An 18,894-nucleotide genomic window follows, 5' to 3' on the forward strand; every position below is an offset into this window, starting at 1 on the left:
CATTGTTTTTGCAGGCACTGCCCCGCTCGGGCCTGGCACAGGGCGAATAACCATTTACGCAACCGCTTCATTTTCAGTTCCATACCAGTAACTCCGCAGGGGTCGGGTTGTAGGCGTTGCAGGAGTTGTTCAATTGCGGGCAGTTGGAAATCAGCACGATCACGTCCATCTCCGCGCGCAAGTCGACGTACTTGCCGGGCGCGGAAATGCCGTCTTCGAACGTCAGCCCACCGTCGGCCGTGACCGGCACATTCATGAAGAAATTGATGTTCGGCCCGATGTCGCTTTTACCCAGGCGGCCATCGTGGGCACAGGCGCGCAGGTAGTTGTCGCGGCAGCTGTGCATGTAGCGTTTTTCCAGGGCGTAGCGCACGGTGTTGCTCTCTTGGGCGCAAGCGCCACCGAGGGTGTCGTGGCGCCCGCAGGTGTCGTCGACGATGGTCAGCATCGGTTGACCAAGGTTGGAATACAGCACGCTGGCGGTGCTCAGGTACACGCTGTTTTGTCGGCGCAGGGTGCGTTGCACATCGTAGCGTTCCTTGGGGTTTTTGAGGCTGTAGAACAGCGTGTCGACGGCCTGGTTGCCCTCAAGGTCGAGGATGCGCAAGGTCTGGCCAGCCTTGACCTCCATCAGCCACGGCTCGCCGGCGGGAATGGTCGCGCGGTACACCGCTGCGTCGGGTTGTTTTATTGCGATAGACATGGCAGCTCCTCAGGCGAACAGACGGTCGGTGTTGATAAAACCGCGCTCGTTTTCCGGGCGCGACGTGCGGCAGTGTTCGGCGACGCTGGGGTCGGCGTTCATCCAGCTCAGTTTCAGCGGTTGCGGCGCGTACTCGGGGTTGGGGTCCATCGGGTGTTGCAGGGCGGTGAGTACCACCAGCGTGTCCATCGGTGCGTAGAGTTCGATGTAGTCACCGGCCTTGGAATTGCCTGGTTCAAAGTGCAGGCCGCCATCGCCGTCCACGCTGACGCGGCTGAACAGGTTGAGGGTCATCAGCAGGTCGCAAAGCCCTAAGCCCCACTTGCCCAGTTCCACCAGCAGGTTGTCGGTGCCATTGCGATAGAAGCCATTGCGCAGTTCCTGATAGCGGCCCTTGCCGTATTTTTCGGCCACCTCGGCGGCGCATAACACCCCGCCAATGCTGTCACTCCAGCCGCAGGTGTCGGCGGTGATGGCGGCCAGCACGCGGCCCATGTCCGAGTACAGGCAGTGGCCGCGGGTGAGCTTGGCGGTGTGTTGGCATTTGAGGCTGTCGGGCAGGTTCAGGCGCTCGGTTTTTTCGTTGGCATTGAGCAGGGTCAAGCTGACATTGGCGCCGCCGCGAATGTCGGTGAGGCGCAGCAATTGGCCGCGTTTGAGCACGAAGGAACGGTGGCCGCCGCCGGGCAGCATTTCTTCGGCGAACGGCGGGAACAGCTGAGTGGAATCGGTCATTGGGCTGTGGCTCCAAGTTCGACGGCGAGCGCTTTGCGGCGCGCGCTGTTCAAAGGGATGTCGTAGGTAATGCGGGCGCCATAGGCACCGGGGGCGTGGGGGTCGACGCGGACCTTGTCGAACACCAGCAAGCGCGTGCCGAGGCTGAAGCCTTCGCTCAGGTCGTGGGTGACCATGAACACCGTCAGCCGGGTTTCGCGCCACAGCGCCAGCAACAGCTGGTGCATGTCTTTGCGAATGCCCGGGTCGAGGGCGCCGAAGGGTTCGTCCAGCAGCAGCACGCGGGGTTTCATGATCAGCGCTTGGGCGATGGCCAGGCGTTGTTGCATGCCGCCGGAGAGCTGCGCCGGGTATTTGTCCAAGGCGTGGCCAAGGCCGACTTTCTGCAGCAGTGCGGCCGCCTGTTCCCTGGCGTGTTTTTTGGCGTTGCCGAACAGCCGGCCCAGCAGCGGTGCATGCGGCAGTTCAAGGCCCAGGGCGACGTTGTCCAGTACAGTCAAATGCGGGAACACCGAGTAGCGCTGGAACACCACGCCACGGCTGGCATCCGGCTCAGCGGCGAGGGCTTGACCGTCCAGCAGGATCTGGCCTTTGCTTGCGGTTTCCTGGCCCAACAGCAGGCGCAGGAAGGTGGATTTGCCGCAACCGGAGGTGCCGACCAGCGTGCAAAACTCACCCTCGTCGACGTGCAGGTTGAGGCCCTCCAGCACCACTTGGTCGCCGTAGCGCTGCCACACATTATTGACGCTGATAAAACTCATGCCCGCGCTCCTTCGTACCAGGGGAACGCACGGCGAGTGAGGGTTTTCAGGCCCCAATCCATCAGCCAGGCGAGCAGGGTGATCCACACCACGTAAGGCAAGATCACGTCCATCGCCAGGTAGCGGCGCACCAGGAAAATCCGGTAGCCCAGGCCGTCGGTGGCGGCGATGGCTTCGGCGGCGATCAGGAACAACCACGCTGAACCGAGCATTAGCCGCAGCGAGATCAGCAGGCGCGGCAGCAGTTGCGGCAACACCACGCGCAGCATCAGCGTCCAGGTAGAGGCGCCGAGGGTTTGCGCTTTTACCAGCAGCTCGACGGGGATTTCCCTGGCACGTTGCTCCAGATCGCGGGCCAGGGCCGGGGTGATGCCGATGACGATCAGCATCACTTTGGACAATTCTCCCAGCCCGAACACGATGAACAGAATCGGCAGGATCGCCAGCGGCGGCACCATCGACAGCACCGTGAGCAACGGCGACAACGGCGCGCCAAACAGCGGCAGCGTACCGGCGGCAATCCCCAGGCACAGGCCGGCGAGGGCGCTGATCCCTAAGCCGATGGCGAGGCGGCGCAGGCTCGAGGCGCTGTCTTGCCACAGCACGTACTCACCGGTACGCGTGTCGGCGCTGAACGCCAGGCGTTTTACCGCGTCGCCCATTTGCACGGCGCTGGGCAGCAGCTTGTCGTTGGGGTTGTCTGCCAGGCGCTCGGCCGAGCCCACGAAGTAGGCGAACAGCAGCAGGGCGAACGGCAGGATCACCAACAGCAGGCGACTGGAGCGTTCCGGGTGACGGTTGATCAGGCGCATGGCCGGGTCCTCTTACAGCGTGCTGTCGGCGGCCATCTGCACATAGCGGGGGTCGAAATGCAGCTTGAGGTTGGCGGTGTCGCCGCTGGTCACGCCATTGGCGAAGCTCATGCCCACGGCGCTGGTGTCCTTGGCGCCCTCACCGAGCAAGCCGTGCTGGAAGGAGAATTCGGCAACTTTGCGCATGGTGGCGGGCAACTGCGCACTGGTGGCGAAGGCCAGGGCTTCCTTGGGCGTGGCGAACAGCTTGGTGGTGTCCAGTTGCGCCTGGAAACCCTTGAGGTCAGTGCCCGACGCTTTGGCCATATGCTCCAAGGCATCGGTGCTGGCGGCGTTTTTGGCGTTCATCAAGGCGACCACTTCAAACCAGGCACCGGTGAGCGCTTTGCCCAGGGCCGGGTTGTCTTTGAGGGTTTGGGTGTTGACCACCATCATGTCCATGATTTCGCCGGGCACTTTGCTCGAGTCGAACACCTGGGTAACGCCGGGCTTGGCCTTGATCTCGGAGAGCATCGGGTTCCAGGTGGTGACGGCTTGCACCTGATCGGTGTTGAAGGCGGCGGCGATGTCGGCATCGGAGGTGTTGACCACTTTGAGGTCTTTTTCGGTGAGGTCAGCCGATTCCAGCGCACGCGCCAGCAGGTAGTGGGACACCGAGAGTTCCACCAGGTTGACGTTCATGCCCTTGAGGTCGGCCACGGTCTTGCCGGTGCCTTTGATCACCACGCCATCGTTGCCGTTGGAGAAGTCGCTGACCACCAGTGCGGTGCTGTCCACGCCACCGGCGGCGGGGATGGTCAGGGCGTCCATGTTGGTCATGGTGCAGCCATCGAACTGGCCGGCGGTGTACTGGTTGATGGATTCGACATAGTCATTGAGCTGCACCATGTCGATCTTTATGCCGTACTTCTTGGCCCACTTGTCGAGGATGCCCTGGCTGCCGGCGTACTCCCACGGCATCCAACCGGCGTAGATGGTCCAGCACACACTGAAGTGGTCTTTGCTGGCGGCTTGGGTCTGCAAGCTCAACACGGCGGCGAAGGCGGCGGCGAGCAGGGCGGGTAAACGGGGTGTTGGCATGGGGTTTCTCCAGTTGATCATGGGCGGGCAGGGAGCAACGCGGCACCGTGAACGGTGGCTTGTCTCCCGGGCTTTTATCCCGCCGTGTAACCTCAACTGGAGGTCGCCAACTCTCGGACCAGCCACTCGCGTCAAGCGAGCCGGAACCCTAGTCAGCCATTGCAAATTGTGGTGCCGCGAACCTGTGATAAATCCTGCACGGGTTAGCCAAAGCGAGAGTCGTGCCAAGTAGGCCGCGAGCCTTTAGACCGAGGGTTTGCACGCGGATGGCGATGGGCAGGGGGCTTGGAGTGCGTTGTGCTGGTGCGCTGGCGCACTGCAATGAAGCGCTCGCTTCGTCTGAAACAGATGTTTCAGCCTGTGTCCAAAACGCACCAGATTCGGTTTTTGGTGTCAGATATTTCGTCATTCATTGAAAGACGAATGCCGCCCTTCAGCGTCGCTGAAGGTGCTCTCAAGCGGTCCAGGAGGCCGCCATGTATCGACGACTGCTTCTCAGCGCTTTATTTGGCCTGACCCTGTCTGCGTGTGTGCCCTATTACGATGGCGGTGGCACCTACTATCGCTCCGAGGTCTACACCGCACCGGCGCCAGCCTATTACTACGGCGGCGGCCCCACCTATCTGTATGGGCGTGGCTACTATGCGCCACCGCCGCGTTACTACCCGGCGCCGCGTTATTACCGGCCCGCGCCCGGCTATTACCCAAGGTCTGGTTACCGGCCGTATCCGAACCAAGGCTGGGGCGACAACCGGTGGGGCAATGGCGGTGGGCATAACCGGGGCGGCGGGCATGGTGGCGGCCACGGTGGTGGTCACCGTTAGACGTCGGACAAGTTCGCCAGTGGGTGCCGACCTTCCCAGGCCTTGTGGAAATGCGCTTGCACCACGGCCTCGGGAATGCTGTTGATATCGGGCCAGTGCCACTGGGGCGTCTGGTCCTTATCAATCAACCGCGCGCGCACGCCTTCGGCGAATTCGGGGTGGCGGCAGCAGTTCAGGCTCAGGGTGTATTCCATCTGGAACACCTGGGCCAGGGACAGGTGCCGGGCGCGCTGGATCTGTTCCCATACCAGATGCGCCGTCAGCGGGCAGCCTTCGCTGAGGGTCTTGCCAGCGCGGCTGAGGAGCGGATCGGCGTGGTCGCGCAATGGGCTCAACGCGCGCCAGGCGGAACGCACATCACCCACGTCCAACCATTCGTCGATCTGTGCACGGCGGGGCAGCCATTGCGCCTCGGGTTGCTGGCTGACCGCTTCTTGGGCCAGTGCCTTGAGCAGGCTGTTGAGTTGCATCGCGGTTCGTTCCTGCCAGTTCAGTTGCAGCAGGCCTTCGATCAGTTCGTCTTGTTGGTCATCGCGCAGGAAACGGTCGGCCAGGCCCAGGTCCAGGGCGTCACGACCGTTGATGTGCGCGCCGGTGAGGCCAAGGAATAAGCCAAGTTTGCCGGGCAGGCGCGACAGGAACCAACTGGCACCCACGTCCGGGTACAGGCCGATGCTGACCTCGGGCATTGCCAAACGGCTGCTCGGTGTGACGATGCGCACCGCCGCGCTTTGCAGCAGGCCCATACCGCCGCCCAACACATAACCGTGGCCCCAGCAGATCAGCGGCTTGGGGTAGGTGTGCAGGCGGTAGTCGAGGCGGTATTCCGCGGCAAAAAACTGCGCGGCCAAGGGTGGCACCACGCCGGGTTGTTCGCGGCAAGCCTGGGCCAGGCTACGCACTTCGCCGCCGGCGCAGAAGGCCTTGGCGCCATTCCCACGCAGGAGTACGCAGACGATTTGTGGGTCTTTGGCCCACGTATCCAAGCGTTCGCTCAAGGCCAGGATCATTGGCAGGGAGAGCGCGTTGAGAGACTTTTCAGCGTCCAGGCTGGCGATGCCGATGCGGGCACCGTCGCTGCCGGTCAGCTCTTCGAAGTGCAGGTTCATCGTGACCTCAATCGAGAAAGTGAAAGATCAGTATGATCGCTCCGTGGGAAAGTGCCGGTTGTGTGTCAGATCAATTGACAAGCGGGGTCGGCTTTCCTAGGGTTCGCCCATCCTTTTTTACGCGACGAACACACCATGACCGAAGGCGACCGTATCAAACTCGAACCCAGCTGGAAACACGCCCTGCGGGATGAGTTCGACAAGCCCTACATGGCTGAGCTGCGCGAGTTTCTGCGCCAGGAACACGCCGCTGGCAAAGAGATTTACCCGCCGGGCCCGCTGATTTTCAATGCGCTCAACTCAACGCCCTTGGACAAGGTCAAGGTGGTGATCCTCGGCCAGGACCCGTACCACGGTCCCGGCCAGGCCCACGGCTTGTGCTTCTCGGTGCAGCCGGGCGTGCCGACGCCGCCCTCCCTGGTGAATATCTACAAAGAGCTCAAGCGCGACCTGAACATCGACATCCCCAGCCACGGTTGCCTGCAAAGCTGGGCCGACCAGGGCGTGCTGATGCTCAACACCACCATGACCGTGGAGCGTGCGAATGCCAACGCGCATGCGGGCAAGGGCTGGCAGTTCTTTACCGATCGGATTATTGAAGTGGTCAGCGAGCATCAACCGAACCTGGTGTTTTTGCTCTGGGGTGCGCATGCGCAAGGCAAGCAGAAGCTGGTGGATGCGACCAAGCACCTGGTGCTGACGTCGGTGCATCCGTCGCCGTTGTCGGCCTATCGGGGGTTCTTGGGCTGTGGGCATTTCAGCCGCACCAACAAGTTTCTTGAGCAAAATGGCGAGACGCCGATCGAGTGGCGGTTGCCGCCAGTTTAACGGTCAACACAGTTCAAAATGCGGGGGGGGCTTGCTCCCTCCCACATTTGAGCTGCGCAAGGCGTTAGATCTTGTCTGGCTGGCGATTCCAGTGCCTGAACAACGGCTCTGCCAGAAACAGCACAAACAACAAGCGCATCACCTGCATCGCTGTCACCAATGGCACCGACAGTTGCAACGTCTCGGCGGTGAGGCTCATTTCGGCAATGCCGCCGGGCATCATGCCCAAGGTGAGTGAGCGCAAGTCCAGGTGCGTCATGGCGCTCAAGCCCACCGCCGCCAACGTCGCCAGCGCCATGGTCAACGCCGTACCGATCAGCGTGCGGGCCATAAACGACGGTGCCCGGCGAAAGAACTGACGGTTGAAGTGGCAGCCCAAACCGCTGCCGATCAGCCATTGGCCGATCTGGCTGCCGCCATCGGGCAGGCCGATATGCAAGTCCCACACAACACTGGCGGTGGCGCTGACCAACAGCGGCCCGAACAACCACGGGTTCGGTTGGCGCAAACGCTGCCATCCCCAGGCGACCAGCGCCCCCATCGGAAATAACACCGCGAGCCAGGCCCAGCTCACCGGCGCCGGATGAAACTGCGGTGCACCGCCTTCGAGTAAATACTTGAAGATCGCTGGCACACACAGCACCACCACCAGCACGCGCAAACTCTGCCCCGCTGCAACACGGCTGAGCACCGCGCCATTACGCGCGCCGAGGTTGACCATCTCACCGGAGCCGCCGGGCATGCTGGAAAAAAACGCGGTGGCACGGTCTTCGCCACTGCGGCGCATCAACCACACGCCGACAATGCTCGACAGGCTGGTGATCAGCGCGCCGAAGAAAATCAGACCGAAGTGGCTCATCACCTGTTCGATCACCACCGGGGTGAAATGCAGCCCGATGCCGACGCCCACCACCCATTGGCCGCATTTGCGCCCGCCGGGAATTTCCGCCAACTGCCACGGTGTAAGGCAGCGCACCAGAATGATCGCCAGCAACGAGCCGACCATATACGGCAAAGGCCAGCCGACGAGGCTGGCCAGGTAACCGCCGGCCAGGCCGACCAGCGGTGTTGCCCACCATTGTTTAAAGGTGACCTCAGACATCGGCCACGGTACGACGCTGCTGGGCACGTTTACGCCAGATACGCAGCACCGGCACAAGCAACATGATTGCGGTCAGTACCCACACGCCAAAGGTGATTGGGCTAGACCACAGGATCTCCAGCGCGCCGTTGGAAATCGACAGCGCCCGGCGCAGGTTCTGCTCCATCAGGCCACCGAGGATAAAGCCCAGCAACACCGGCGACAGCGGGAAGTCCAGCTTGCGCAGAATATAGCCGAAGATGCCGATCCCAATCATCAGGAACAGGTCGAAGGTGGTGGCGTGAACCGCGTACACCCCAATTGCGGTGATGATGGCGATTACCGGCACCAGGGCCCAGTTTGGTACGGCAAGGATGCGAGTGAAGATGCGGATCATCGGGATGTTGAGGATCACCAGCATGACGTTGGCGATAAACAACGAAGCGATCAGGCCCCAGACGATGTCCGGCTGTTGCTGGAACAGCAGTGGGCCGGGGGTAATGTTGTACAGCGACAACGCGCCGATCATCACCGCGGTAGTGCCTGAGCCGGGTACGCCCAAGGTCAGCATGGGGACCAGTGCGCCGCAAGCGGCAGCACCGATGGCGGTTTCCGGTGCGGCCAGGCCACGTTTGTCACCTTCGCCGAAGGTGCCGCTGGCACCGGCGATCCGTTTCTCAGTCATGTAGGCCACGGCGCTGGCCAGGGTGGCGCCGGCGCCCGGTAGCACACCCATGATGAAGCCCAGCACGCCGCAGCGAATATTGACTACGAATACCGACGCTGCTTCCTTGAAGTTGAACATCATGCGCCCGCTGGCCTTGACGGCTTCCTGGCCATGGTGGGTTTTTTCCAGCAGCAACAGGATCTCGCTGATGGAAAACAGGCCCAGGACCAGCACCACAAATTGGATGCCGTCGGTCAGGTGGATATTGTCACCGGTAAAGCGGTACACGCCGCTGTTGGCGTCGATACCCACCGCCGACAGGAAAAGGCCGATCAAGGCGGCGACAAAGGTTTTCAGCGGTTTATCACCGGCCATACCGCCCAGGCAGACAATCGCGAACACCATCAATACGAAATATTCCGCAGGCCCAAAGGCAATCGCCCATTTAGCCAGCAGGGGAGCAAACATCACCATGCCGCAAGTGGCGATGAGTGCACCGATGAACGAACTCCATGCCGACAACGACAGTGCCACGCCCGCCAGGCCCTTACGCGCCATCGGGTAGCCGTCGAGGGTGGTCATTACTGTCGAGGCTTCGCCCGGGATGTTCAGCAGAATCGAACTGATACGGCCACCGTATTCACAGCCCAGGTACACGGCCGCCAGCAATATCAGTGCTGACTCAGGCGGCAGCCCAAGCGCGAAGGCGATGGGGATCAACAGCGCCACGCCATTGATCGGCCCCAGGCCCGGCAACAGGCCGACCACGGTACCGATCAGGGTGCCGCACAATGCCGTCACCAGGTTGTAAGGGGTCAGCGCAACGCCGAAACCCTGGCCCAAATAGCCAAGCGTATCCATATCAGTTCTCCAGAACGTCGAGCAGGCCGAGGGGCAGAGGTACGTCCATGGCTTTATCAAACAGCAGATAAAGACCGACGCTCATCAACGTGATAATCACCACGCTGGGCAACCAGCGACCGCCATATAGCCGAGCCATGGGTATACCGATCAGTATGCTGCTGAGAATGAAACCCAGCGGCTCGAAGGTGCCGGCAAATACCAGTAGCAGTGCCACGCATAGGCCGATTTTGATCAGGGTCGCTCGGTCCAGCGGTGGCTCGTCGTCCTTGTGTTGGGCGGGCTGAGGGCGAAACAACATGTAGATCAGTGCCAGGCTCATCAGGCCGAGCATCAACAGCGGATAGGCGCGAGGCCCGACCGGCTCGTAGGAAAATGCCGCCTGATACGGCCAGGCCATCAAGGCCAGGCCGGCGCAGGCAAGCAACAGCGTGGCGGCAAAAATGCGTTGTAAGAGCATGGAAAACTCCTGGGCCACACCCCTGATGCACAAAGGCGTGGCCGCGCGAACAAGGGGCGATTACTGGATCAGGCCGAACTCTTTGGCCAGCACTTTGTAGTCAGCCACCTGTTTCTTCACGTAGGTGTCCAGCGCAGGTCCCGTCATGGCGAACGGGAACAGCTCGCGCTGGTTGCGCAGCTTGGCGAAGTCTTCGGAAGCCAGCAGCTTGTCAAAGGCGGCTTTCCACCAGGCGTAGTCTTCATCGCTGACTTTTGGCCCCAGGTAGAAGCCTCGTACCACTGGCCAGACGATGTTGTAGCCTTGCTCCTTCGCGGTCGGAATATCCTTCATTTCCGGCTCGTCCAGGCGCTCCTCGGAGAACACCGCCAGTAAGCGCATATCGCCGCTCTGGATATGGGGCATGGAGTCGGAGATGTCGGTACTGCCCACTTGGATATGGTTGCCCATCAATGCGGTGACAATTTCACCACCGCCTTCCAGTGCGACATAGCGCAGGTCGCGCGGATTGATGCCGGCAGCCTTGGCGACCAGAGCGGTTTGCATCCAGTCCTGGCTGCCCACGGTGCCGCCTGAGCCGATGACCACTTTGCTCGGATCTTTCTTCAGCGCCTGTACCAAGTCGTCGAGGTTTTTATAAGGCGAATCGCTTTTTACAGCGATGGCACCGTAGCTGGTGCCCACGGCTGCCAACCAACGCACGGCGCTTTCATCGAAGCGACCGAACTTGCCCTGGGCCAGGTTCAACAGCGAACCACTGGACCACGCCACCAGCGTGCCGGCATCTGCCGGGCGCTGCGCCACCACTGCGTTATAGGCCACCGCACCTACGCCGCCTGGCATGTAGGTGACGCGCATTGGCTTGCTCAGTAACTTCTCGTTGACCAGCGCGCTTTGCGCCAGTTTGCAGGTCAGGTCAAAACCACCGCCAGGCGAGGCCGGGGCGATGCACTCCGGGCGCTTGGGCTCGTCGGCGGCCAGCAGTTGGCCAGCGAACAGCATGCAGCCAGCGGCGAGGGCCAATTTACGCAGTGAATAGGTCATTTTTATCTCCGTCATTGTTGTTATGAGGTACGACTACCAGGCACTTACTTACCAGAGCGCAATGCTGTAGCTCACCAGCACACGCACTTCATCCGCGTCACGGGCTGAATAGTTGGAACGGTACGTGGCGTTACGCAGGCGCAAGGCTACATCCTTGAGCGTGCCGCTTTGCACGATGTAGCGGATCTCGCTGTCGCGTTCCCACTCTTTGCCGGTCTCGCCATTCCTGAGCTTGATGTTGTCACCAGACAGGTAACGGCTCATGAAACTCAGGCCGGGAATCCCCAGCTTGGCGAAGTCGTAGTCGTAGCGTGCCTGCCAGGAGCGTTCTTCGGCGCCGGCGAAGTCGTTGATCTGTACGAAGTTGACCAGGTACGGGTCAGCGCCATCCACATAGGGAAAGGCGCTGTCGCCGGACATGTGTTGGTAGCCGGCGCTGAGCTTATGGCCATTGAGGGCATAGCTGAACAGGCCGTTGAGGGATTTGTTGTCGATCTTGCCGCCACGGGCGCTGCCGGTGTCATCGCTGATGGCCAGGCGCAGGTCGGCGCCGAAGGTGCCGGGGCCCATCGGGCGTGAGGCCACCAGGCCGAGGAAGTGTTGGCGGTAGACGTCGTCGAGTTGGGCCAAGTGGTAGCTGCCGGTGATCTTGTCGGCGAACTTGTAGTCCACGCCGCCGAAGTTGAAGTGCTTGCCGGTGGCGCCGCTGACGAAACGGCTGTTTTTGTTGTTGAGGGCGATGTCTTCGTAGTCGGTAGAGTCGCGGTCCTTGGCTTTATCCAGGCGGCCGCCGGTGAACACGAGGTTCTTGAATTCTTTCGATGTCAGCAGGCCGCCGTTGAAGGTCTGCGGCAGGATGCGTCCGTCGTTGGGTTTGAGGATCGGCAGTTCGGGGATCAGCGCGCCGATTTTCAGCTCGGTGGCGGAGATTTTTACTTTGCCGGTCAGGCCAAGTTTGGAGTACTCATCAACGGCCCTGCCGTTGTCGGTGGGCAGCAAGCCTGAGCCGGTACGGTCGGGGCTGGAGTCGAGCTTGACCCCGAGCATGCCCAGCGCATCCACGCCAAAACCGACGGTGCCATCGGTGTAGCCCGATTGCAGGTTGAGCATGAAGCCCTGAGCCCATTCGTCACGCTTGGATTGCTGTGCACTGGTACCTTCGCGAAAGTCGCGGTTGAAGTACATATTGCGGGTTTCGAGGGTGGCGCTGCTGTCTTCGAAGAAGGCAGCCTGGCTAAGCGGCGAAAAGCCGGCAAGGGCAGTGGCGCTGGCAAGGGCGGTCTGGGCAAGGCGAGAAAAACGAACAGGCGGGCAAGCCTGCGGCTGTGTCGACAGCATCGTTGTGTACTCCGTTATTGTTCTTATTTTGACGAAAACGCATCTAGGCGTTTTTCTGGCGCTACGGATCAGGTAGCTCGGCGGGCATTACCCACCGTCTGTGGATGCTAAAGGGCGAACCTTTCACTAACCTTTCAGTTGCCTTTCAATGTTTTCGGGCTTCACAGGGCAGGCGGCGCCTGTAAACTGCCCGCCAAAGCGTGGCGTCGACCATGCCTGAATGAGGTGAAAATCCATGCGTGTCCTCTTGGTTGAAGACCATTTGCAACTCGCCGAAAGTGTCGCCCAGGCGCTCAAGAGCACGGGTTTGACCGTCGACGTGTTGCACGATGGGGTGGCTGCGGACCTGGCCTTGAACAGCGAGGAATATGCGGTGGTAATCCTCGACGTGGGGCTGCCGCGCATGGACGGTTTTGAGGTGTTGGCGCGTCTGCGGGCGCGTGGGAAAAATCTGCCTGTGTTGATGCTCACGGCGCGTAGCGACGTGAAAGACCGCGTGCATGGCCTGAACCTGGGCGCCGACGACTACTTGGCCAAGCCGTTTGAACTGACGGAATTGGAAGCACGGGTCAAGGCGTTGTTGCGCCGTAGCGTATTGGGCGGTGAACGGCAGCAGGCCTGCGGCGTGCTGGTCTATGACCTGGATACCCGGCGTTTCACGGTGGGCGGTGAACTGCTGACGTTGACCTCTCGCGAGCAGGCGGTGCTGGAAGCGCTGATCGCCCGCCCTGGCCGCGTGATGAGTAAGGAGCAGTTGGCTTCCCAGGTATTTGGACTGGATGAAGAAGCCAGCCCGGATGCGATCGAAATCTACGTGCATCGCTTGCGCAAGAAACTCGACGGCCAGCCCATCGCTATCGTGACCTTCCGCGGCCTCGGCTACCTGCTGGAAGCCCGCGATGCATAAGCCCAGCAGCCTGCGCTGGCGCCTGCTGTGGAACCTGGCGCTGTTGCTGGTGGTGTTGATGCTCGCCAGTGGCATGAGTGCCTACTGGAACGGTCGCGAGGCCGCCGACACAGCTTATGACCGCACCTTGCTGGCCTCGGCGCGCACCATCGCTGCCGGGTTGACCCAGGTGGATGGCACCCTGAGTGCGAATGTGCCTTATGTGGCGCTGGACACCTTTGCTTACGACAGCGCCGGGCGTATTTACTATCAGGTCAACGACATTGATCGGAAGCTGATCTCCGGCTACGAAAACCTCCCCGGCCCGCCTCCCGGCACGCCGCGTACCGATGACTACCCCGCGTTGGCGCGGTTTTATAACGCCATGTATCAGGGCCAGCATGTGCGTGTGGTCAGCCTGCTCAAGGCTGTCTCCGAACCGAACATGAATGGCATGGCGGAAATTCGCGTCGCGGAAACCGACGAAGCGCGCGAGAGCATGGCCCGTAGCCTGATGGCCGATACCTTACTGCGCCTTGGGATGTTGGCTATCGGCGCGTTGCTGCTGGTGTGGTTCGCCGTGAGCGCGGCGTTGCGCCCGCTGGAGCGCTTGCGCACGGCGGTGGAGGAGCGCCAGCCCGACGACTTGCGGCCGTTACCGCTGGTCGAAGTGCAGGATGAGTTCGGCCCGCTGGTGCGCTCCCTCAATCACTTTACCGAGCGCCTGCGCGGCCAGTTCGAACGTCAGGCGCAGTTTATCGCCGACGCCGCCCACGAACTGCGCACCCCGCTGGCCGCGCTCAAGGCTCGTTTGGAGCTGGGCCTGCGCAGCGACGCCCCAGCGACGTGGCGCAGCACCCTGGAAACCGCCGCCCAAGGCACCGATCGTCTGACTCACCTGGCCAACCAGTTATTGTCGCTGGCGCGCATCGAAAACGGCGCGCGCGCGATTGCCGAAGGCGGCGCGCAGTTGCTCGACCTCAGCCAGTTGGCGCGCGAGTTGGGCATGGCCATGGCGCCGCTGGCCCATGCGCGCGGTGTCGCCCTGGCGTTGGAGGCAGACGAGCCGGTGTGGCTGCGCGGCGAGCCGACTTTATTGAATGAGTTGTTGAGTAACTTGGTCGATAACGCGCTGGCCCACACGCTACCGGGTGGCAACGTGATCCTGCGGGTTACGGCGCCCGCGATTCTGGAAGTGGAAGACGACGGCCCAGGCATCCCGCTGGATGAGCGGGACCGGGTATTTGAACGTTTCTACCGCCGCAGCCAGCAGGGCATGGGGTCGGGGTTGGGGTTGGCGATTGTCGGTGAGATCTGCCGCGCGCACTTGGCACAGATCAGCTTGCATGACGGTGAGTCGGCGGGGTTGAAGGTGCGCGTGAGTTTTATCGCGGGTTGATCAGTAGAACATCGAGCGCGCTTCATCCAGCTCGGCGCGCAGGGCATCGCTGTAAGGGTCGACCCGCAGTTTCTTGATCGCCGGTAGCGTGGAAACCGCCACGTTAGCCAGCGGATGATCGGTGCCCTGGTGGCAGTACAGCACGGCAACTTGCACCAGGTCGATGTAGTCCAGGCTCGCGGAGTCGCGCTCCAGGTTCAGGTACTGCCCCGGCAGCTTCGCCAGCATCTCCGGAAAATCCCAGCCACCCAGCAGTTTGTCGCCCAGCAACGGGTGAATGCTCTCGATCACATGGTTGAGGCTGACCGGGTCGGAGAGCAGTTCGTAATGGTCTTCGGCATAGGTGAGGATCGGCAGCACGCCAATCTGATGCACCAACCCGCCGAGGGCCGCCTGGTCAGGTTTGAGTTGGCTGTGGCTGCGGCACAAGGCATAACTCACGCCCGCCACTTCGAGGCTGCGGCGCCACACTTCGCGCATTTTCAGTTCGACGACTTCGGAGCGCGCGTGGAAGATCTGTTCCATCACCAGGCCGATGGCCAGGTTGCTGCTGTAGTTGGTGCCCAGCCGGGTGATGGCGGTGTGCAGGTCGGTGACTTCCTGGGTGGCACGCATCAGCGGGCTGTTGACCACTTTGATCAGGCGCGCCGACAGGGCGGTATCGCGGCTGATCACTTTGCTCAAGTGGTTGATGCTGATCTCCGGGTCTTCGGCGGCCTGACGTATCTTCAGGGCCACTTCCGGTAATGTCGGCAGAACCAGGTCATCGTTGTCGATGGCCGTCACTAAAGCCTGTTGGACTTTTTCCGCCAGCTTGTTCATTCATGCTCTCTAGGGTGCTGCAAAAAAGTACGGCGATTAACGCTGGATCTCTTGATCGCGATCCAGTAGGTAAGGCAGGTCAAGCAGGTGCAAGCCGGGGCCTTCCAGGGTGCCTAAATGCACATCGCCACTGTCTGCAGCTTCGGCTTGCAGTACGGCCAGAAGTTCAACGGATTGGTCAGCTTTTGCTGCAATCACCACTTCACCTATAGCACTGTTGTGGCTGGGCGCAAACAGCGGGGTGCCTGGCTCGGGCAGTTCGGTGGCATTGAGGCTCAGGCGATACAGGCGACGCTTGAGCTTGCCCAGGTACTGCATGCGCGCGACGATTTCCTGGCCGGTGTAGCAGCCTTTTTTGAAGCTGACGCCGCCGACTGCCTGCAGGTTGAGCATCTGCGGGATGAACAGTTCGCGGGTCTGAGGCATGACCTGGCCGATGCCGGCGCGGATCTGGCCGAGCAGCCAGTCATTCAAGTCAGCTTGTTGCAGTTGTGCAGCCAATTGGTTGCGTAAGGTTTCGGCTTGTTCGGCGCCTATCCAGAGTTCGGCACGGCCGGGGGAGACGCGAATGGCGATCATCGCCTCGGTGCGCACGACGCTGTCGGTCTCGGCAGGCAGTTCAAGGCCAAGGGCGGCCAGTACCTGATCGGCATTCGACAGGCCGAAACGCGCCCAAACGGCGCTTTCGTCGGTGAGCTTGGACTTGGAGAACACCGCGTATTTTTTCAGGTCGACCAGTTGCGGCTCGAGCAGCTCGGTGGCCATGGCCAAGAGCACGCCATCACCTTGCAGCAGGATACGAAAACTCGACTGCATACGCCCTTTTTGCGTGCAGCGCGCGCCGAGGCTGGCCTGGGTGTCGCTCAGGTAATTGAGGTTGCAGGTCAGTTGCCCCTGCAGGAACTTGGCAGCATCAGAGCCGCGGACGGCGAGAATGCCTTCGTGGAGCAGGGGGCAGAAAAAAGCAGAGTCGGCCATGGGTCATCGCAGGTCAAAAAGTCATGGGTGCATCATAGAGGGGCGCCCGGCAAATGGATAGTTTCCGTAGGGGGCGACCAAAGCCGACTGGTCCGCTGCCGTCGGGGCTGTATACTTGCGCCCTATTTGAGGAGCGCTCCATGGTCGAAGAAGTAGAAATCAATCGCCTCTACTGGCACAGCCGTCGCGGCATGCTGGAGCTGGATGTGTTGTTGGTGCCTTTCACCAGAGAGGTGTACAAGACGCTCAATCAGGTGGATCGCAAACTCTACGAGCGGTTGCTGACTTGCGAAGACCAGGACATGTTCGGCTGGTTCATGGAACGCGCCGAATCTGAAGATCCAGAGCTGCAGCGCATGGTTCGCAAGATTCTGGACCGTGTCCAGCCCAAGTAATCGCTTCGAATGCCGCTGGCAGGCCTCTCGGCTTTTGCTGGCGGCGTATCTGCTTGCCCAGGTGTTCGCGCTGGGTGCCTTGCTTGTTGTTGACTTACCTTTCTCCAGCGTTGGCATTTTGTTGTGCCTGGCTCACGCTGCTTGGGTCTTACCGCGTCATATCCTGCTGACCCACCGTTCGTCGATTCGTGGCCTGCGCCGCGACGAAGATGGCTGGCAGTTATTCAGCCATGAGCGAGGCTGGCACAGTGTTCAGCTACGTCCAGATAGCCTGGCATTGCCGCTGATCGTGGTACTGCGCTATCGGGTGCCGGGCGAATGGGGAGTGCGTTCGATCTGTGTACCGACCGATTCGCAGGCCACCGATGTGCATCGGCGCCTGCGGGTACGCTTGAAGTTCAGCCGCCGTAGGTGGTTGGCACCAGAATAGTGTCGCGGGCTTCGGGCAGCATCTGCGGGTAGTCGAGGGTGTAATGCAGGCCCCGGCTTTCCTTGCGCTCCATGGCCGAGCGGATCATTAGTTCCGCTACCTGAGCAAGGTTCCTCAATTCAATCAGGTCGCGGCTGACTTTGTAGTTGCTGTAGAACTCGTCGATCTCATCCAGCAGCAACCTTACGCGATGCTGCGCTCGCGCCAGGCGCTTGTTGGTGCGCACAATTCCCACGTAGTCCCACATGAAGCGGCGCAGCTCATCCCAGTTGTGGGCGATTATCACGTCTTCGTCCGAATCGGTAACCTGGCTGGCGTCCCAGCGGGGCAGGGCGGCGGGTACCGGGATGCGTGGCAGTTGCTTGAGGATGTCGGCGGCGGCTGAACGGGCGTAGACGAAGCATTCGAGCAGCGAGTTGCTGGCCATGCGGTTGGCGCCGTGCAGGCCGGTGAAGCTGGTTTCGCCGATCGCGTACAGGCCGGGCACGTCGGTGCGCCCGTGTTGGTCGACCATCACACCGCCGCAGGTGTAGTGCGCGGCCGGCACCACCGGGATCGGGCCTTTGGTGATGTCGATGTTGAACGCCAGGCAGCGCTCGTAGACGGTGGGGAAGTGGGCCTTGATGAAGGCTTCGGGTTTGTGGCTGATGTCCAGGTAGACGCAGTCGATGCCCAGGCGCTTCATTTCGTGGTCGATGGCGCGCGCGACGATATCCCGTGGCGCCAGCTCGGCACGTGGGTCAAAGCGCTGCATGAAACGCTCGCCATTCGGCAGTTTCAGGTGTGCGCCTTCACCACGCAAGGCCTCGGTGATCAGGAAACTCTTGGCCTGCGGGTGATACAGGCAGGTGGGGTGGAACTGGTTGAACTCCAAGTTCGCTACCCGGCAGCCCGAACGCCAGGCCATGGCGATGCCATCACCGCAAGCGCCGTCGGGGTTGCTGGTGTAGAGGTAGACCTTGGCTGCGCCGCCGGAGGCGAGAATGGTGAAGCGTGCACCATAAGTGTCGACTTCGCCGCTGGCGCGGTTGAGCACGTAGGCGCCGAGGCAGCGCTCGCCTTCCAGGCCCAGGCGTTTTTCGGTGATCAGGTCGACGGCAACGCGCTGCTCCAGTAATTCGATGTTCGGGCGTTGGCGAGCCTGGTCGAGCAGGGTTCTGAAGATGGCGGCGCCGGTGGCGTCGGCGGCGTGAATGATGCGGCGATGGCTATGGCCACCTTCACGGGTCAGGTGGAATTCGAATCCGCCGTCGTCGCTGCTGGCGTGTTCGTCGCGGGTGAACGGCACGCCTTGGTCGATCAGCCATTGGATGGCCTCGCGGCTGTGCTCGACGGTGAAGCGCACCGCGTCTTCGTTGCACAGCCCACCGCCGGCGTTAAGGGTGTCTTCGACGTGGGATTGCACCGTGTCAGTGTCGTCCAGTACCGCAGCTACGCCACCTTGGGCCCAGAATGTCGAGCCGTTGGCCAAGTCGCCTTTGCTCAGGACCGCAATGCGCAGATGGCTGGGTAGGGTCAACGCGAGGCTCAAGCCCGCCGCGCCACTACCGATCACCAGGACATCGTGTTGAAACTGTTGGCTCATTTGAAGGATTCCGCAAAAAGCGATCCATAGGCTGGCGCTAACAGGACGCCTGGATCGGCGAATCAAAGGGTCACACGGGCCACTAGTATATAGAGG

At 61.5% G+C, this 18,894-nt stretch carries 20 protein-coding genes and 1 riboswitch; of the genes, 6 read left to right on the forward strand and 14 right to left on the reverse strand.

Annotated elements, in window-relative coordinates:
* Positions 1-73: 73 nt before the first annotated feature.
* The 5 genes from E0F99_RS07265 to E0F99_RS07285 are packed head-to-tail and all read right to left on the reverse strand — an operon-like array spanning position 74 to position 4,091.
* Entirely contained in the window at positions 74-703 is a 630-nt protein-coding gene (locus E0F99_RS07265) for an urea amidolyase associated protein UAAP2 (RefSeq protein WP_083359672.1), read from the reverse strand.
* A gap of 9 nt (positions 704-712) precedes the next feature.
* Positions 713-1,438, reverse strand: coding sequence for an urea amidolyase associated protein UAAP1 (locus E0F99_RS07270; RefSeq protein ID WP_083359671.1), 726 nt, complete (start codon positions 1,436-1,438; stop codon positions 713-715).
* Positions 1,435-2,199, reverse strand: a complete 765-nt coding sequence (locus E0F99_RS07275) for an ABC transporter ATP-binding protein (RefSeq protein ID WP_083359670.1) — start codon at positions 2,197-2,199, stop codon at positions 1,435-1,437. The genes E0F99_RS07270 and E0F99_RS07275 overlap by 4 nt, the downstream gene beginning before the upstream one ends.
* Positions 2,196-3,011 carry an ABC transporter permease gene (locus tag E0F99_RS07280; RefSeq protein WP_083359669.1) on the reverse strand — a complete coding sequence of 272 codons (816 nt, stop codon included), beginning with the start codon at positions 3,009-3,011 and terminating at the stop codon, positions 2,196-2,198. The genes E0F99_RS07275 and E0F99_RS07280 overlap by 4 nt, the downstream gene beginning before the upstream one ends.
* Positions 3,012-3,023: 12 nt before the next feature.
* Complete coding sequence (locus tag E0F99_RS07285) at positions 3,024-4,091, reverse strand: putative urea ABC transporter substrate-binding protein (RefSeq protein ID WP_083359668.1); 1,068 nt, start codon at positions 4,089-4,091, stop codon at positions 3,024-3,026.
* A gap of 61 nt (positions 4,092-4,152) precedes the next feature.
* Positions 4,153-4,254, reverse strand: a riboswitch (guanidine-I (ykkC/yxkD leader).
* 313 nt (positions 4,255-4,567) lie between these two features.
* Between E0F99_RS07285 and E0F99_RS07295 the strand changes: the two genes are divergently transcribed.
* Positions 4,568-4,915, forward strand: coding sequence for a hypothetical protein (locus E0F99_RS07295; protein WP_083359667.1), 348 nt, complete (start codon positions 4,568-4,570; stop codon positions 4,913-4,915).
* Here the strand turns inward: E0F99_RS07295 and E0F99_RS07300 are convergent.
* Complete coding sequence (locus tag E0F99_RS07300; protein ID WP_083359666.1) at positions 4,912-6,024, reverse strand: enoyl-CoA hydratase/isomerase family protein; 1,113 nt, start codon at positions 6,022-6,024, stop codon at positions 4,912-4,914. The genes E0F99_RS07295 and E0F99_RS07300 overlap by 4 nt on opposite strands.
* A gap of 135 nt (positions 6,025-6,159) precedes the next feature.
* On the opposite strand from E0F99_RS07300, the gene ung reads away from it, so the two are divergent.
* Positions 6,160-6,852, forward strand: a complete 693-nt coding sequence (gene ung, locus E0F99_RS07305) for a uracil-DNA glycosylase (RefSeq protein WP_083359665.1) — start codon at positions 6,160-6,162, stop codon at positions 6,850-6,852.
* 64 nt (positions 6,853-6,916) lie between these two features.
* Here the strand turns inward: ung and E0F99_RS07310 are convergent, their stop codons facing one another.
* From E0F99_RS07310 to E0F99_RS07330, 5 genes are read right to left on the reverse strand one after another with little or no spacing between them, the layout of a single operon-like run.
* The gene (locus E0F99_RS07310; protein ID WP_083359664.1) at positions 6,917-7,954 is read right to left on the reverse strand and encodes an AbrB family transcriptional regulator; all 1,038 of its coding nucleotides are present in this window, start codon (positions 7,952-7,954) and stop codon (positions 6,917-6,919) included.
* Positions 7,947-9,461: a tripartite tricarboxylate transporter permease gene (locus tag E0F99_RS07315; RefSeq protein WP_083359663.1), complete on the reverse strand. Its 1,515-nt coding sequence runs from the start codon at positions 9,459-9,461 to the stop codon at positions 7,947-7,949. The genes E0F99_RS07310 and E0F99_RS07315 overlap by 8 nt, the downstream gene beginning before the upstream one ends.
* A gap of 1 nt (position 9,462) precedes the next feature.
* Positions 9,463-9,921 carry a tripartite tricarboxylate transporter TctB family protein gene (locus E0F99_RS07320; protein ID WP_083359662.1) on the reverse strand — a complete coding sequence of 153 codons (459 nt, stop codon included), beginning with the start codon at positions 9,919-9,921 and terminating at the stop codon, positions 9,463-9,465.
* A gap of 60 nt (positions 9,922-9,981) precedes the next feature.
* Positions 9,982-10,965, reverse strand: a complete 984-nt coding sequence (locus E0F99_RS07325; RefSeq protein ID WP_083359661.1) for a Bug family tripartite tricarboxylate transporter substrate binding protein — start codon at positions 10,963-10,965, stop codon at positions 9,982-9,984.
* 48 nt (positions 10,966-11,013) lie between these two features.
* Complete coding sequence (locus E0F99_RS07330) at positions 11,014-12,303, reverse strand: OprD family porin (protein WP_083359660.1); 1,290 nt, start codon at positions 12,301-12,303, stop codon at positions 11,014-11,016.
* A 235-nt stretch (positions 12,304-12,538) separates the two neighbouring features.
* Here E0F99_RS07330 and E0F99_RS07335 point away from each other — a divergent pair, with 235 nt between their 5' ends.
* Together E0F99_RS07335 and E0F99_RS07340 are read left to right on the forward strand one after the other, a co-directional pair.
* Entirely contained in the window at positions 12,539-13,210 is a 672-nt protein-coding gene (locus E0F99_RS07335; RefSeq protein WP_083359659.1) for a response regulator, read from the forward strand.
* Complete coding sequence (locus E0F99_RS07340; protein WP_083359658.1) at positions 13,203-14,588, forward strand: sensor histidine kinase; 1,386 nt, start codon at positions 13,203-13,205, stop codon at positions 14,586-14,588. The genes E0F99_RS07335 and E0F99_RS07340 overlap by 8 nt, the downstream gene beginning before the upstream one ends.
* Here E0F99_RS07340 and E0F99_RS07345 read toward each other — a convergent pair whose 3' ends face one another.
* Entirely contained in the window at positions 14,589-15,410 is an 822-nt protein-coding gene (locus E0F99_RS07345) for an HDOD domain-containing protein (protein WP_083359657.1), read from the reverse strand. It abuts the gene before it with no gap.
* 36 nt (positions 15,411-15,446) lie between these two features.
* Positions 15,447-16,388 (reverse strand): CAF17-like 4Fe-4S cluster assembly/insertion protein YgfZ, encoded by a 942-nt coding sequence (gene ygfZ, locus E0F99_RS07350; protein WP_083359656.1) that lies wholly within the window; start codon positions 16,386-16,388, stop codon positions 15,447-15,449.
* Between the two features lie 140 nt (positions 16,389-16,528).
* Here ygfZ and E0F99_RS07355 point away from each other — a divergent pair, with 140 nt between their 5' ends.
* Entirely contained in the window at positions 16,529-16,783 is a 255-nt protein-coding gene (locus E0F99_RS07355; RefSeq protein WP_083359655.1) for an FAD assembly factor SdhE, read from the forward strand.
* Positions 16,767-17,213 carry a protein YgfX gene (locus E0F99_RS07360; protein ID WP_083359654.1) on the forward strand — a complete coding sequence of 149 codons (447 nt, stop codon included), beginning with the start codon at positions 16,767-16,769 and terminating at the stop codon, positions 17,211-17,213. The genes E0F99_RS07355 and E0F99_RS07360 overlap by 17 nt, the downstream gene beginning before the upstream one ends.
* Here the strand turns inward: E0F99_RS07360 and nadB are convergent.
* Positions 17,182-18,798 (reverse strand): L-aspartate oxidase, encoded by a 1,617-nt coding sequence (gene nadB / locus E0F99_RS07365; RefSeq protein WP_083359653.1) that lies wholly within the window; start codon positions 18,796-18,798, stop codon positions 17,182-17,184. The two genes, E0F99_RS07360 and nadB, sit on opposite strands and share 32 nt — an antisense overlap.
* Between the last annotated feature and the right edge of the window lie 96 nt (positions 18,799-18,894).

Origin of the sequence: Pseudomonas antarctica (assembly GCF_900624995.1) — a bacterium.
Taxonomy (GTDB): Bacteria; Pseudomonadota; Gammaproteobacteria; order Pseudomonadales; family Pseudomonadaceae; genus Aquipseudomonas; species Aquipseudomonas antarctica.

Bases quoted from the DNA above. Each gene is read 5' to 3' on its own strand.
- E0F99_RS07270 (WP_083359671.1), bottom strand. From the start codon at position 1,438: ATGACCGATTCCACTCAGCTGTTCCCGCCGTTCGCCGAAGAAATGCTG.
- E0F99_RS07330 (WP_083359660.1), bottom strand. From the start codon at position 12,303: ATGCTGTCGACACAGCCGCAGGCTTGCCCGCCTGTTCGTTTTTCTCGC.
- ung (WP_083359665.1), top strand. From the start codon at position 6,160: ATGACCGAAGGCGACCGTATCAAACTCGAACCCAGCTGGAAACACGCC.
- E0F99_RS07300 (WP_083359666.1), bottom strand. From the start codon at position 6,024: ATGAACCTGCACTTCGAAGAGCTGACCGGCAGCGACGGTGCCCGCATC.
- E0F99_RS07275 (WP_083359670.1), bottom strand. From the start codon at position 2,199: ATGAGTTTTATCAGCGTCAATAATGTGTGGCAGCGCTACGGCGACCAA.
- E0F99_RS07285 (WP_083359668.1), bottom strand. From the start codon at position 4,091: ATGCCAACACCCCGTTTACCCGCCCTGCTCGCCGCCGCCTTCGCCGCC.
- E0F99_RS07295 (WP_083359667.1), top strand. From the start codon at position 4,568: ATGTATCGACGACTGCTTCTCAGCGCTTTATTTGGCCTGACCCTGTCT.
- ygfZ (WP_083359656.1), bottom strand. From the start codon at position 16,388: ATGGCCGACTCTGCTTTTTTCTGCCCCCTGCTCCACGAAGGCATTCTC.
- E0F99_RS07340 (WP_083359658.1), top strand. From the start codon at position 13,203: ATGCATAAGCCCAGCAGCCTGCGCTGGCGCCTGCTGTGGAACCTGGCG.
- E0F99_RS07310 (WP_083359664.1), bottom strand. From the start codon at position 7,954: ATGTCTGAGGTCACCTTTAAACAATGGTGGGCAACACCGCTGGTCGGC.
- E0F99_RS07265 (WP_083359672.1), bottom strand. From the start codon at position 703: ATGTCTATCGCAATAAAACAACCCGACGCAGCGGTGTACCGCGCGACC.
- E0F99_RS07345 (WP_083359657.1), bottom strand. From the start codon at position 15,410: ATGAACAAGCTGGCGGAAAAAGTCCAACAGGCTTTAGTGACGGCCATC.
- E0F99_RS07320 (WP_083359662.1), bottom strand. From the start codon at position 9,921: ATGCTCTTACAACGCATTTTTGCCGCCACGCTGTTGCTTGCCTGCGCC.
- nadB (WP_083359653.1), bottom strand. From the start codon at position 18,798: ATGAGCCAACAGTTTCAACACGATGTCCTGGTGATCGGTAGTGGCGCG.
- E0F99_RS07315 (WP_083359663.1), bottom strand. From the start codon at position 9,461: ATGGATACGCTTGGCTATTTGGGCCAGGGTTTCGGCGTTGCGCTGACC.
- E0F99_RS07325 (WP_083359661.1), bottom strand. From the start codon at position 10,965: ATGACCTATTCACTGCGTAAATTGGCCCTCGCCGCTGGCTGCATGCTG.
- E0F99_RS07335 (WP_083359659.1), top strand. From the start codon at position 12,539: ATGCGTGTCCTCTTGGTTGAAGACCATTTGCAACTCGCCGAAAGTGTC.
- E0F99_RS07280 (WP_083359669.1), bottom strand. From the start codon at position 3,011: ATGCGCCTGATCAACCGTCACCCGGAACGCTCCAGTCGCCTGCTGTTG.
- E0F99_RS07355 (WP_083359655.1), top strand. From the start codon at position 16,529: ATGGTCGAAGAAGTAGAAATCAATCGCCTCTACTGGCACAGCCGTCGC.